Consider the following 13,134-nt stretch of genomic DNA (forward strand, 5'->3'; position numbering starts at 1 on the left):
CTTCCTCCGCTTACGCGCGTCCGCTAGATTGGCCCTCTGAACAGGCGTCGAAAAGAGGAGACATCGGGCAATGGCAACAACGCATCACATCGCCGTCATTCCGGGCGACGGCATCGGCAAGGAAGTCATGGTCGAAGGCTTGCGCGTGCTGAAGGCCGCCGCCGCGCGCTATGACATCGCGCTCGATTTCGACGAATTCGCGTCATGGTGCACCGAGCACTACGTGCAGCACGGCACGATGATGCCCGCCGACTGGGACAGGCAGATCGGCAAGCACGACGCAATCTTCTTCGGCGCGGTCGGCACGCCGGACATCGTGCCGGATCACACGGCCGTGTGGGAATCGATCATCCGGATTCGCCGGGACTTCGATCAATACGTGAACCTGCGCCCGGTGCGCCTCATGCCCGGCGTGCCTTCGCCGCTCGCGAACCGCAAGCCCGGCGACATCGACTTTCTGGTCGTGCGCGAGAACACCGAGGGCGAGTATTCATCGGTCGGCGGACGCATGTTCGAAGGCACCGAGCGCGAGTTCGCGACGCAGCAGGCGGTGTTCACGCGCACGGGCGTCGATCGCATTCTCGACTTCGCGTTCCGGCTCGCGCAAAGCCGCCCGAAGAAGCAACTGACCGCCGCGACCAAATCGAACGGCATCTCGATCACGATGCCGTACTGGGACGAGCGCCTGGCCGAAGCGGCAAAGCGTTACCCCGACATCGCGACGAACAAGTTTCACATCGACATTCTGTGCGCGCATTTCGTGCAGCATCCGGACCGTTTCGATATCGTGGTCGCGTCCAATCTCTTCGGCGACATTCTTTCGGATCTCGGGCCGGCATGCACGGGCACCATCGGCATCGCGCCTTCGGCGAACCTGAATCCGGAGCGGCGCTTTCCGTCGCTCTTCGAGCCGGTGCATGGCTCAGCGCCCGATATCGCGGGCAAGGGCATCGCCAATCCGATCGGGCAGATCTGGTCGGCCGCGCTGATGCTGCAGCATCTCGGACACGGCGATGCGCGTTACGAAGCGGCGGCGAAGAGCATCGTCGCGGCTATCGAAAGCGTGCTCGAAAACGGCCCGCGCACGCCGGACATGGGCGGCACGGCGAACACCATCGAAGTCGGCGCGGCGATCGCCGAAGCCGTCACGGAACACGCACTGATCACGGAGTAAGCATGGAATATCGTCATTTCATCGGCAATGCGTGGAGAGCGGGCGACAACGGCGAATCGCTCGATGTCATCGACCCGAGCACCGGCGAGCCGTTCGCGGCGATCGCACGCGGCAACGCCGCCGATATCGGCGCGGCCGTCCACGCCGCCCGCAACGCGATGGGCGACGCGCTCGACGGTCCGTGGGCGAAGCTCTCGCCGGCCGAGCGCTCGAACCTGCTGTTCGCCTATGCGGCGGCCGTGCTCGACCATGCCGACGAACTCGCGCAACTCGAAGCGCGCGACACGGGCAAGGCGCTCAAGACCGCGCGCACCGACGCGGCCGTGCTCGCGCGCTATCTGCAGTTTTACGCCGGCTGCGTCGACAAGCTGCACGGCGAAACGCTGCCCTATACGACCGGTTTCACGGTGCTGACGGTGCGCGAGCCAATCGGCGTGACGGGCCACATCATTCCGTGGAATTACCCGATGCAGATCTACGGGCGCAGCGTCGGCGCATCGCTCGCGGCGGGCAACGCGTGCGTCGTGAAGCCCGCTGAAGATGCGAGCCTGTCGATCCTGCGTCTCGCCGAAATCGCCGCCGACATCGGCTTTCCGGCGGGCGCGATCAATGTCGTCACGGGACTCGGCAGCGAAGCGGGCGCGGCGTTGTCGGCGAACGAAGGCATCGGTCATATCTCGTTCACCGGCTCGACGGTGACGGGCGCGCTCGTCGGACGCACGGCCGCGGAACGTCATTGCCCGAGCGTGCTGGAACTCGGCGGCAAGTCGCCGCAACTCGTTTTCGACGACGCCGATCTCGACGAAGCCCTGCCCGTCATCCAGAACGCGATCATCCAGAACGCCGGGCAAACGTGCTCGGCGGGCAGCCGTCTGCTGGTTCAGCGCGGCATCTACGAAACCGTGATCGAACGTCTCGCGCAGCGTTTCGAAGCGCTGCGTTCCGGTCCGCCCGCGATGGACCTCGACATGGGCCCGCTCGTCAACGCGAAGCAACATGCGCGCGTGCGCGGCATCGTCGAGCAGGCGGAAGGCGAAGGCATTCGCGTGGCGGCGCGCGGCAAGATCGCGGTGGAGGCATCGCGTAATGGCTTCTTTCAGGAAGCGGTGCTGTTTCGCGACGTGCCGCCGCAAAGCCGGCTCGCGCAGGAAGAAGTCTTCGGCCCGGTGCTCGCGGTGATGCCTTTCGACGATGAAGCCGAAGCCGTGAAGCTCGCCAACGGCACGAACTACGGTCTCGTCGCGGGCGTGTGGACGCGCGACGGATCGCGCGGCCTGCGTCTCGCGCGCAAGCTGCAGGCGGGGCAGGTGTTCATCAACAACTACGGCGCGGGCGGCGGCGTGGAGTTGCCGTTCGGCGGCGTGAAGGCGAGCGGGCACGGACGCGAGAAGGGCTTCGAAGCGCTGTACGGCTTCACGAGCCTGAAGACCATCGCGATCAGGCACGGCTAGTTTCGCGCGGGTTCACATCGTCATGGCGACTCTCAACATCATCGGCGCGGGGCGTGTCGGCGCGACGCTCGGCAATCTGATCGTCGCGAACCGCGTGCTCGATATCGGCGATGTCTGCGACAGCGATATCGCGCACGCGCACGAAGCGGTCGATTTCATCGGCGCGGGCCGCGCGCTCGGCGATATCGCCGCGATGCGTCCCGCCGATATCTGGCTGCTTTCCGTGCCCGACGCGCGTATCGCGGATGTGGCGCAGATGCTCGCGCGGCATCGAAAGGATGACGCGTCTGCGATCGCCGTGCATTGCAGCGGCGCGCTCGATGCCGACATGCTCGCGCCCTTGCGCGCGATCGGCTGGAGCGTGGCGAGCGCGCATCCGATGCTGAGCTTCGCCAAGCCGGGCACCGCCGTGTTCCAGTTCGAAGGCACGCCGTGCGGACTCGAAGGCGATCGCGCCGCGCGTGCGGCATGGAGCGAGATTCTCGCGGCCATCGGCGCGCGCTGCTTCGATATCGAGCCGGGCAGCAAGGCGCTCTATCACGCGGCGGCGGTCGTCGCGTCGAACTTTCTGCCGATACTCGCGGCGATGTCCGTCGAGATGTGGCAGGCGGCGGGCATTCCGCAAGCGCTCATCGATGACATGATGCATGCGCTCACGCGCAATGCCGCGACCAACGTCGTTTCGCTCGGGCCGAAAGATGCGCTGACCGGACCGGCGGCGCGCGGCGATCATGCCGTGGTCGAAGCGCAAGCGCAGGCCATCGGCGCGTGGGACGCGGTATCGCGCGATGCGTACGATGCGCTCTCGACGCTCGCAACGCGGCTTGCGCGCACGGGCAAGGTGCGCGACGTGCCGTCTGCGGATGGCAGTTTCGATGTCGCCACGTCATCGCTTGGCCGTTAACGATCGGGCAATCAAGCGTTTTGTGCACTACGATTGCCTCTGCACGTTGCCTACGTCGAGCAGGTTGGCCAGGCAGCACGCAACACACCACACAGGAGACGCCAGATGAGTGAGCGAGATGGGCTGTTTTGCCCGTGCTGTGGCAGTGCCGGGCATCGGGCAATGAGTCGCCGTGCTTTCATGAGTCTTATTGCAGGTACCGCTGCCGGACTCGCGATGCCTCCCGCGTTCGCCGACGCTCAGCCCGTGCCGTCGATTGCTTACGACTCGATTGCCGATCCCGTTCATTTACCCAAGGACATGTATCTCGGCGAGTGCTCGGGTGTCGCGCTCAACTCGCGCGGGCACATCTTCGTGCTGTCGCGCGGCAACACGACCGGGCCCGCCTATGGCGCCGCCGCGGCACAACTGCTGGAGTTCGCGCCGGACGGACGCTTCGTCCGCGAGATAGGGCACAACCTGTACGCGTGGTCGTTCGCCCACACGGTCAAGATCGACCGGCAGGACAACATCTGGGTGACGGACAAAGGCTCCGACATGGTGATCAAGTTCACGCCGGAAGGTCGCGTCGCGATGGTGTTCGGCCGCAAACAGGAAGCCGCCGACGAGGAGACCGCCCCGCTGAAGCACCCGAACCCGCCGCTGCCCGCCGAGCCTGGGCGCTTCCGTCAGGTGACCGACGTCGCGTGGGACGTCGCGGGCAATACGTACATCAGCGATGGCTATATCAACTCGCGCGTCGCGAAAGTCGATCGCGACGGCAACTGGATCAAGTCGTGGGGTGACCGCGGCACCGGCCCGGGCCAGTTTCATACGCCGCATAGCATCGCGCTCGATGCGCACGACAACGTCTACGTCGCGGATCGCAGCAACCGGCGCATTCAGGTGTTCGACACCGAAGGCAACTTCCAGCGGCAATTCACGATCGACGTTCCCGTGCCGCCGGACGCGCGTCCGGCGATCGGCAACATGCCGGATGAAGCGGCCATCGCGGCAGGCACGTTCGCGCCGGGCTCGCCGTGGGCCATCTGCATTTCGCCCGGGCCGAATCAGGTGCTCTACAGCGCCGACGCATTCCCGGGCCGCATCTACAAGATGACGCTCGACGGCAAGGTGCTCGGCGTGCTCGGGAAAGCCGGCAAGCAGCCGAAGCAGTTCGGCTGGATTCATCAGATGGCGTGCCCGTCGGAGAACGTGCTGTTCGTCGCCGAACTGCTGAACTGGCGCGTGCAGAAGCTGGTGCTTCACGCTTGATCGACGCTTGGGGCGGCTTACGGAAAGCGGCTTCGCGATGTGCCGCCGATTCTACGAAGAAGCCCCTTGTTGCCCGAGCAGACGAGAGAGTCTTGCAGAGGCCTGTTCGAGCAATTCCGCAAACTGCTCGACCCGCTGTTCCGTGACCCGGACGCTCGGGCCAAAAATACAAATCGAACCCGCTACCTGGTTGGCGCCGTTGAAGAAGGGCGCTGCGACGGCTACGGCGCCTTCGATCAATTCATGATGGCTCGTGCCGAAGCCCCTGGCGCGAATTTGCTCGATGTCGTTCATCACCGCCTCGACGTCCTGTTCGGGATCCACGAGGTATCGCCGCAATTCCTCGGGCGTGAGTCGCATCTGCGAAAGGATGGTGCGGCCGCTCGCGCCGCGCACGAGTTTCTCGCGATAGCCGATGCCGCGCCGAAAGCTGAGCGGCTGATTGCTCTCCAGTTCCGCGACGCAAAGCCGGTAAGTGTCGTCGGGGACGAAGAGCGCGACGGTTTCAGACGTGGCTTCCCAGAGGCTTCGCAGCACCGGCTGCGCGAGTTCGGCGACTCTATGGTCGCTCAGCCAGACATGCGCCAGTTGCGCGACCGAGCTTCCGAGATGGAAGCGCTGCGGTTCTCCCGATGACGCGAGAAAGCCCGACTGCTCCAGCGTATTCAATAGCCGATACAGCGTCGGACGGCTCAAATCCACTCGCGTGACCAGTTCCGCGACGGTCAGAGATTTATCGCCCGGCCTGAACGCCAGCAGTATTTCCAACGCCCGCTCCACGGCACGAACGCTTTCGTGCGCCTTCTTTTCTTCCATTTTTCCGTGTCCTTCTGGTCTTTGAGCCCAAGCCGTCAGCGCCATTGTAGAGAAATCCCCTAAGTCCCAATCGCTTGAATTCCGCGCAGGTTGTCCGTAGAATGAAATCACAGTTTCATCAGGCGGACAATCCCCCACACGAATTGGAGTTTGAGGATGGACAAGAACATGTCGGAAACGCTGGTGCGCACCGGTCCGGGCACCGCGATGGGCAATCTGATGCGGCGCTACTGGGTGCCGATTCTTCTGGCGAGCGAAGTCGCCGAACCGGATTGCCCGCCTGTGCGCGTGCAGATCCTCGGTGAAAAGCTGCTGGCGTTTCGGGATTCGGACGGCAACGCGGCGCTGATCGACGAGTTCTGTTCGCATCGGGGTGTATCGCTTTATTTCGGGCGCAACGAGGAAAACGGCATCCGCTGCTCGTATCACGGCCTCAAATTCGACCGCAACGGTAACTGCGTCGAGGTGCCGTCGGCGCCGCAGGCATGCAAGCACATGAGCATCACGGCGTATCCGTGCATCGAGCGCGCGGGCATCGTCTGGGCTTACATGGGACCGAAGGACAAGCAACCCGCGCCGCCGGACCTCGAATGGTGCAATCTGCCGGCGGACCATGTGTTCGTGTCCAAGCGTCTGCAGGAGTCGAACTATCTGCAGGCGATGGAAGGCGGCATCGACACCAGCCACGTCTCGTACGTGCATCGCTATGAAGTCGACGAAGACCCGATGCACCAGGGCACCAAGGCGCTCGAATACATCAAGGCGGACGGCAACGTCATCTTCGAAATCGAGAAGCAGCCGTTCGGGCTCACGCTCTTCGGCCGTCGCAATGGCGAGCCGGATTCGTACTACTGGCGCATCACGCAGTACCTTTTCCCGTGGTACACGCTGATTCCGCCGTTCGGCGATCACTCGCTGGCGGGCCACGTCTGGGTGCCGATCGACGATCACACGTGCTGGGCGTGGAGCATCAATTTCCGTCCCGATCGTCCGCTGTCCGGGGAAGAGATGAACGACCTGAACGCCGGCAAGGGCATTCACTGCGAATACGAGCCGGGCACGTTCCGTCCGAAGGCGAACAAGGACAACGACTATCTGATCGACCGTCAGGCGCAGAAGGACAAGCGCGCCTATTCGGGCGTGTTCGGCTTCGCGATGCAGGACGCATCGTTGCAGGAAAGCATGGGCCCGATTCAGGACCACAGCAAGGAGAAGCTGCTGCCGACGGACCGCGCCATCGTGATGGCTCGACGCATGTTGTATGAAGCAGCCACTGCCTTGCAGATCGACACCGACCCGCCCGCGATCGATGCGAACCAGCAGCGCGTGCGTGCAGCCGGCGCCTTGCTTCCGCGCGATCAGAAGCCGCAAGAATGGGCCGTCATCCATCTTTCGGATGGCAAGGGCCAGCCGATCTACTCCATCTGAGCGCGCGCACATGCAAGGTTCAAGACTAAGAGACAAGGTCGCGCTGATCACGGGCGGGGGAGGCGGCATCGGCGCCGCGACCGCACGCGTGTTCTGCGACGAAGGCGCGGCAGTCGTTCTCGTCGATGCGAATCCGCAAGCGCTCGCGAACGTCGCCGACGCATTGAAGAGCCGTCATCCCGCGGCGAACGTGCAAACCCACGTGGCCGACGTCGCGAATCCGGATCAGGCGACGGCGGCGGTCGAGCTGGCCATGCATGCGTTCGGCAAGCTCGACGTGCTCGTCAACAATGCCGCGATGCGCAACTACAGCGCGATCGCCGACGCGACGCCGGAGGAGTGGCAGAGCATGGTGTCGGTGAATCTGGTGGGCACGTCGAACTACTGCAAGGCGGCCTTGCCGTTCTTGCGCAAGGCGGATTCGGCGAGCATCGTGAACGTATCGTCCTGTTACGCGGTGACCGGCCGCAAAGGCATGGGCCTCTACGACGCGACCAAGGCCGGCATGCTCGCCATGACGCGCACGCTCGCCTTCGAAGAAGCGGCGCACGGCGTGCGCGCCAACGCGATCTGCCCCGGCTCGACGCTGACCGATTTCCACGTGAATCGCGCACAGGCAGCCGGAAAGAGCGTGGAGACGCTCAAGACGCAAAGGCAGGACACGTCGTTGATCGGACGCTGGGCGTCTCCCGAAGAAGTCGCATGGCCGATTCTCTGGCTTGCGAGCGACGAGGCATCGTTCATCACCGGCGTCACGCTGATGGTCGACGGCGGCCTGTCGATCATGTGAGGGCGGTGGCCATGAACGATTCCACCATGACCGTGCGCGTCGCGCGGCGCAATATCGAGGCCGAGGGCGTCGTGAGTTTCGAACTCGCGAGTCTGGATGGCCGCGAACTGCCGGCCTTCGATGCGGGCTCGCACATCGACGTTTATCTGCCGGCCGGACATGTGCGCCAGTATTCGCTGTGCAGCGCGCCGCATGATCGCTCGCGCTATCAGATTGCCGTATTGCGTGAACCGCAGTCGCGCGGCGGCTCGGCCGGCATGCACGACGTCATCAGGGAAGGCGACGAACTGCGCGTCAGCACGCCGCGCAATCACTTCGCGCTCGCCGCTGGTCCCGCGAAGCATCTGCTGCTGGCTGGCGGCATCGGGCTGACGCCGCTGCTTTGCATGGCGCAGCACCTCGATCGTAGTGGCGGCGATTTCGAAATGCACTACTGCGCACGCTCGCGTTCGCGCGCGGCCTTTCTGGAGCGGCTCGCGAATGCGTCGTGGGCCGGGCGCGTGCAGTATCACTTCGACGATGAGGACGAGCATCAGCGCCTTCGCCTCGACGCGCTCCTCGAAGATGCCGATGCGAATACGCATCTGTATGTCTGCGGGCCGCAGGGCTTCATGAACGCGGTGCTCGATGCGGCCCGCGCCAACGGATGGCCGGAGAATCGGCTGCATTACGAGTTCTTCGCCGCGCCCGCCGTCGATACGTCGTCCGATGGAGCGTTCGAAGTATGTCTCGCCCGCACCGGAAAGACGGTGTCAATTCCCGCCGACCGGTCGGTGACGCAGGCGCTTGCGGACGTTGGTGTCGATGTGCCGGTTTCATGCGAGCAGGGCATCTGCGGAACCTGTGTCACGCGCGTGCTCGAAGGCGAACCGGAGCATCGCGATCTGTTTCTGTCGCCCGAAGAGCAGGCGCGCAACGATCAGTTCATGCCGTGCTGCTCACGCTCGAAGTCGAGGAGACTCGTGCTGGACCTTTGACGCAAGCCCGCAATCCCGCAATACATCGCCCGGCGCGCCTCATGCGCCGGATGTCGAAACGAAACGAGAATAGGGCGGCATGCGCACGCCCTGCATGGAGGAGTCGTGGAGAAAAATCTGGCGTCATCGAGTGACGCGCCGGGCGCGGACTGGGCCGCGTCGAGCGTGGGCGAAACGCAGACGAGCCCTTATCGCTGGGTCGCCCTGTTCATCGTCTGGGCGGCGTTTCTTCTCAGCTATGTGGACCGCGTCGCCTGGAGCACGGTCGCCGCGCCGGTTGGCGCTTCGCTCGGCATCAAGGTGTCGCTGCTGGGCGCCTTCGTCACGGCCTTCTACGCGGGATATGTGGTGGCGAACATCATCGGAGGCATGCTGACCGACTTTCTCGGCGGGCGGGCCATGATGACGCTCGCGTTGCTTCCGCTCGGTGTCTTCACGTTCTTTTTCGGCGAGACGACTTCGTTGAGCGTGGGCATTCTGATTCAACTGGCGATGGGCTTCGCCGCGGGAGCCGACTATTCGGCTGGAATGAAGGTGATTCCCGCGTGGTTCACGCGTGACCGTGGACGAGCGATGGGCATCTACACCACGGCGACGTCGCTCGCTGTCGTGCTCGCGAACGCCGTCGTGCCGACCATTTCCGCGCAGTACGGCTGGTCCAGCGCGTTTCGCATGCTGGGCGTTGCAACGTTCGCGTGGGGCATCGTCTCCTTTCTCTTTCTCAAGAATCGGCCGGGCGGCGAACGCGCTCCCGCCCGCAACAATGCAAAAGAGATGCTCGGCCTTTTGCGTAACCGCAATCTGATCTTTCTGTCCATCGCCGGATGCGGCGGGCTTTGGGCGACCGTGGGCTTCGGCGCATGGGGCAATGCGCTGATGACGCGGCAATACGGCATCTCTCCCGTCGTGGCCGGATCGATCATCGCGTCGTTCGGCATCGGCGCGGTCATCGCGAAACCGACGCTCGGATGGATCTCCGACCTGCCGGGCATGTCGCGGCGCCTCATGTCCATTCTGGTTCTGATTGCGTTTGCGTTGACGCTGGTGGTGTTCGGCATGTGCTCGACGGTCACGCAGTTTTATATCGTGGCGCCGATCCTGGGCGCGTTTTCTTATGGCTATCTGCCGGTGCTGATGGCGCAAGTGAGCGATGCGTCCGGCAAACGGCTGGCCGGAGCGAGCGCCGGCTGGACGAACGCCATCTGGCAAATGGGCAGCGCCGTATCGCCTCTCGCGGTCGGGCATGTCTATGGCGGGACGCATTCGATCGTGCTCGCCGTTCTCACGCTTGCCGTCGGTCCGGTCGTCGGCTTGATCGCGATGTTGTTCGTGAGCAAGCGCATCGCACAGATCTGATTCCACGTTCGCCCGGACGCAAGTCGATCACCCGGCTTGCATTCCGGCTTCATTCAGTTAGGCATACGTAATAAATAAAAGTAAGGAGACATCGCTTGAAATCGAACCACGCTACGCGGCTGGTCAGGACCACGCTTGCCGCTGCGATATGCGCGTCGGCGAGCATGGCGGTTCACGCTCAGTCGTCGGTGACGCTCTACGGCATTCTCGACTCGGGCGTCGAGTACGTGACGCATGCGGCGAAGCAAGGCTCCGGCACGCTGTTTCGTCTCAATACCGGCAATCGCATCAATTCGCGTTGGGGATTCACGGGCAAGGAAGATCTCGGTGCGGGGCTGCGCTCCATCTTCACACTCGAATCCGGCTTCGCGACGAACAACGGCACGCTGCAACAGGGTGGCCGGCTGTTCGGGCGGCAGGCGTTCGTCGGCCTGGAAAGCGACAAGTTCGGCGCCGTGATGGCCGGCCGGCAGATGACGCCGATGTATCGCTTTTTTCTGGCGCTCGACCCGCTCAATTACTCCAGCTACGGCTTGTCGGCGCAGGACGCGCAGTTCGTCGGACGTGCCGATAACGCGCTCGAATATCTCGGGCACGCCGGTCCGTTCGAACTCAACGCGCTGTACAGCTTTGGCTACGATTCGACGATTGCGGATGGAGCGCAGGTGCCGGGGGAATTTCGTGTCGGCAAGCAGTTCGACATCGGCGCGCGGTATCGTCAAGGGCCGTTCAACCTGAGCCTCGTCTATGAGCAGCGACAAGGCACGACCGCTGCATCGTCCGGCGACAGCGAGCGGCGCTATCTCGTGGGCGGATCGTGGGCTATCGGAAACGCAACGTTATACGCGGGTTACGAGCTTCTCCTGAACGACATCGCCGCGACGCTCGGCGCATCGCCACCGCAGACGATGGCATTCGGCGGCGTTCGCTACAAGATCACTCCCGCGTTTCAGGTGTCGGCGGCTTCGTACTATCACGCGTTTCGCACGGTTTCGGCTCACGCGGTGAGTTCAGGTGTCAACGCGGATTATTCGCTGTCCAAGCGCACCACGCTTTACACGGACATAACCTATGTCATCAACAGTTCGAAGTCCGCGTTGAGCGCTACGGGGTCGACAACCGTCGTTGCGACCGGGGCCAATCAGCTCGCGGTGGTGGTCGGGATCGTGCACGCATTCTGATCGCGCGGCGCACGACCGGTTGTTCCGCTTGGCGGACTCAACCGGTCGCTGCAACACACTCGGACTATGCAAGCAGAGGGGGGGCGCCGACCGCCTAATTGTGGCCTGCCGCGCCGCGTTGAGCATTCCTGCGCAGTACCTCGGCCGGCACGCCGTAGGTCCGAATGAACGCGCGGCGCATGCGCTCCCTGTCCGCGAATCCGGTCTCCTGCGCCACCACGTGCACGGTATGGCGACCTTGCTCGATCATGAATCGCGCGGCCTCCAGCCTGAGCTGTTCCACCGCTTTCGCCGGCGACTGACCCGTCTCCGCCAAGAATGCCCGGCTGAACTGACGAGGACTGAGATTCGCAACATCTGCGAGTTCTTCGATGGTGAGCGGATTGCGCAGGTTGCGCCGTATATGCACGAGAACGAGTTCGATCCGATCCGATTTCGGCGTCATTTCCAGCAAGGCGGAATGCTGCTTCTGCCCGCCTAGCCGGCGTTGATTCATCACGAGTATCCTGGCGACGAGCTTGGCCGCGTCAGGACCGAGATCGCGGTCGAGCAGCGCCAGCGCGAGATCGATACCCGCGGTCATGCCCGCGGACGTCCAGACCGTGCCGTCGTTGATGAAAATGCGGTCCTCTTCCGTCGTCACATTCGGATAGCGTGCCCGGAATTCGGATGCGTGCGCCCAGTGCATCGTCGCGCGCCGTCCGTCGAGCAAGCCGGCTTCGGCGAGAACGAATGCGCCGCTGCAAATGGATGCGATCCGCCTCGACGCCTTCGCCGCTTCCTTCACGAATGCGATGGTCGCACGGTCGAAGGGCGTCCCGGTAACCTCGGTGATCGAACCCACGATGACCGTGTCGAAAGCAGGGTCTCCGTAGGCCGTGGTCTGCAGCGTCATGCCCCCGGAAGATTCGACCGGGCCGCCGTGTTCCGACAACAACTGGACCTCGTAGCATGCGCCTCTCGGCGGCATGTTCGCGAGTTCGAACGTCGTGAGCGCCGCGACGCTCATCATCTGAAATCGCTGCGGCACGATGAAGCCGATCCGATGCATGTCCACTCCTGAAACGATTCTCCGTCGCGCGTTCTCACATAACGAGTTCGCGCCGCCAGCACCAGACGATGGCACGAATGGTGGCAACAACGACCTACATGCTAGTGGCACGCGGCGCTAAGGTACAGGCACTTCGCAATCAAACGGGCGACATCGCCCGCCAACCCGGGAGTGCACGGAATGGACTTCAATGCTGTCATGCTCGAACGTAACGCCGCGTTCGTCGAGACCACCTTTTCGTCTGAACTGAAGATGATGCCCACGACGGGAACCGTGGTGGTCGGTTGCGTCGATCCGCGCGTGGATCCCGCTCACGTGCTGGGCCTGAAGCAAGGCGAGGCGGCGATCATCCGCAATGTCGGCGGCAGGGTCGACAAGCACCTGCTCGAAACGCTCGCGGTGCTGTCCGTCGTCGCGAAATCGGCGGGCCGTCCGAACGGTGCCCGCAATCTCGTGCTTCTGCAGCATACGGACTGCGGAATCATCGGCTGTTACAGGCACGCGCCGGGCTTGCTCGCCAAACATCTGGGTGTCGCTCCGGATTCGCTCGATGACCTCGCGGTGACCGATCCCTATGAGGCAGTCGCGCTCGACGTCGCAGCGCTGCAGGCCAACGAACAATTGCCCGATGACGTGATGGTGAGCGGTCTCGTCTACGACGTCAAAACCGGACGTGTCGAGACTATCGTTCCCGCTGCGCCACTGCGCGCGTCGGCCAATTGAACAAGCCAGGCAAACGAACTTTCCAGTCC

Annotated in this window: 12 protein-coding genes; 10 read left to right on the top strand and 2 right to left on the bottom strand. The window is 63.7% G+C overall.

The window, feature by feature from the left end:
• The first annotated feature begins 70 nt into the window (after nt 1-70).
• The 4 genes from NCR39_RS28650 (at nt 71) to NCR39_RS28665 (ending at nt 4,783) form a co-directional block, all read left to right on the top strand.
• Nucleotides 71-1,174, top strand: a complete 1,104-nt coding sequence (locus tag NCR39_RS28650; protein ID WP_250456164.1) for a tartrate dehydrogenase — start codon at nt 71-73, stop codon at nt 1,172-1,174.
• A gap of 2 nt (nt 1,175-1,176) precedes the next feature.
• Nucleotides 1,177-2,625, top strand: a complete 1,449-nt coding sequence (locus tag NCR39_RS28655; RefSeq protein ID WP_250456165.1) for an aldehyde dehydrogenase family protein — start codon at nt 1,177-1,179, stop codon at nt 2,623-2,625.
• 22 nt (nt 2,626-2,647) lie between these two features.
• Entirely contained in the window at nt 2,648-3,529 is an 882-nt protein-coding gene (locus tag NCR39_RS28660) for a Rossmann-like and DUF2520 domain-containing protein (protein ID WP_250456166.1), read from the top strand.
• Between the two features lie 105 nt (nt 3,530-3,634).
• Nucleotides 3,635-4,783: a peptidyl-alpha-hydroxyglycine alpha-amidating lyase family protein gene (locus NCR39_RS28665; RefSeq protein WP_350029706.1), complete on the top strand. Its 1,149-nt coding sequence runs from the start codon at nt 3,635-3,637 to the stop codon at nt 4,781-4,783.
• A gap of 51 nt (nt 4,784-4,834) precedes the next feature.
• Here NCR39_RS28665 and NCR39_RS28670 read toward each other — a convergent pair whose 3' ends face one another.
• On the bottom strand, nt 4,835-5,599 hold the full coding sequence (locus NCR39_RS28670) for an IclR family transcriptional regulator (RefSeq protein ID WP_250456168.1): 765 nt from the start codon (nt 5,597-5,599) through the stop codon (nt 4,835-4,837).
• Nucleotides 5,600-5,755: 156 nt separating this feature from the next.
• On the opposite strand from NCR39_RS28670, the gene NCR39_RS28675 reads away from it, so the two are divergent.
• The 5 genes from NCR39_RS28675 (at nt 5,756) to NCR39_RS28695 (ending at nt 11,331) form a co-directional block, all read left to right on the top strand.
• On the top strand, nt 5,756-7,027 hold the full coding sequence (locus NCR39_RS28675; RefSeq protein WP_250456169.1) for an aromatic ring-hydroxylating dioxygenase subunit alpha: 1,272 nt from the start codon (nt 5,756-5,758) through the stop codon (nt 7,025-7,027).
• A 10-nt stretch (nt 7,028-7,037) separates the two neighbouring features.
• The gene (locus NCR39_RS28680) at nt 7,038-7,817 is read left to right on the top strand and encodes an SDR family NAD(P)-dependent oxidoreductase (RefSeq protein WP_250456170.1); all 780 of its coding nucleotides are present in this window, start codon (nt 7,038-7,040) and stop codon (nt 7,815-7,817) included.
• Between the two features lie 11 nt (nt 7,818-7,828).
• Complete coding sequence (locus NCR39_RS28685; RefSeq protein WP_250456171.1) at nt 7,829-8,794, top strand: PDR/VanB family oxidoreductase; 966 nt, start codon at nt 7,829-7,831, stop codon at nt 8,792-8,794.
• 105 nt (nt 8,795-8,899) lie between these two features.
• A complete protein-coding gene (locus NCR39_RS28690; RefSeq protein WP_250456172.1) occupies nt 8,900-10,150 on the top strand; it encodes an MFS transporter in 1,251 nt (416 codons plus the stop codon).
• Nucleotides 10,151-10,245: 95 nt separating this feature from the next.
• Entirely contained in the window at nt 10,246-11,331 is a 1,086-nt protein-coding gene (locus NCR39_RS28695; protein ID WP_250456173.1) for a porin, read from the top strand.
• A gap of 94 nt (nt 11,332-11,425) precedes the next feature.
• Here NCR39_RS28695 and NCR39_RS28700 read toward each other — a convergent pair whose 3' ends face one another.
• Complete coding sequence (locus tag NCR39_RS28700; protein ID WP_250456174.1) at nt 11,426-12,382, bottom strand: GlxA family transcriptional regulator; 957 nt, start codon at nt 12,380-12,382, stop codon at nt 11,426-11,428.
• 180 nt (nt 12,383-12,562) lie between these two features.
• Here NCR39_RS28700 and NCR39_RS28705 point away from each other — a divergent pair, with 180 nt between their 5' ends.
• On the top strand, nt 12,563-13,105 hold the full coding sequence (locus NCR39_RS28705; RefSeq protein WP_250456175.1) for a carbonic anhydrase: 543 nt from the start codon (nt 12,563-12,565) through the stop codon (nt 13,103-13,105).
• The last annotated feature ends 29 nt before the right edge of the window (nt 13,106-13,134 follow it).

The organism is Caballeronia sp. ATUFL_M2_KS44, from assembly GCF_023630965.1.
Taxonomy (GTDB): domain Bacteria; phylum Pseudomonadota; class Gammaproteobacteria; order Burkholderiales; family Burkholderiaceae; genus Caballeronia; species Caballeronia concitans.

Excerpts from the sequence above, each read along its gene's own strand:
- NCR39_RS28650 (WP_250456164.1), top strand. The coding sequence starts at position 71 with ATGGCAACAACGCATCACATCGCCGTCATTCCGGGCGACGGCATCGGC.
- NCR39_RS28655 (WP_250456165.1), top strand. The coding sequence starts at position 1,177 with ATGGAATATCGTCATTTCATCGGCAATGCGTGGAGAGCGGGCGACAAC.
- NCR39_RS28660 (WP_250456166.1), top strand. The coding sequence starts at position 2,648 with ATGGCGACTCTCAACATCATCGGCGCGGGGCGTGTCGGCGCGACGCTC.
- NCR39_RS28665 (WP_350029706.1), top strand. The coding sequence starts at position 3,635 with ATGAGTGAGCGAGATGGGCTGTTTTGCCCGTGCTGTGGCAGTGCCGGG.
- NCR39_RS28670 (WP_250456168.1), bottom strand. The coding sequence starts at position 5,599 with ATGGAAGAAAAGAAGGCGCACGAAAGCGTTCGTGCCGTGGAGCGGGCG.
- NCR39_RS28675 (WP_250456169.1), top strand. The coding sequence starts at position 5,756 with ATGGACAAGAACATGTCGGAAACGCTGGTGCGCACCGGTCCGGGCACC.
- NCR39_RS28680 (WP_250456170.1), top strand. The coding sequence starts at position 7,038 with ATGCAAGGTTCAAGACTAAGAGACAAGGTCGCGCTGATCACGGGCGGG.
- NCR39_RS28685 (WP_250456171.1), top strand. The coding sequence starts at position 7,829 with ATGAACGATTCCACCATGACCGTGCGCGTCGCGCGGCGCAATATCGAG.
- NCR39_RS28700 (WP_250456174.1), bottom strand. The coding sequence starts at position 12,382 with ATGCATCGGATCGGCTTCATCGTGCCGCAGCGATTTCAGATGATGAGC.
- NCR39_RS28705 (WP_250456175.1), top strand. The coding sequence starts at position 12,563 with ATGGACTTCAATGCTGTCATGCTCGAACGTAACGCCGCGTTCGTCGAG.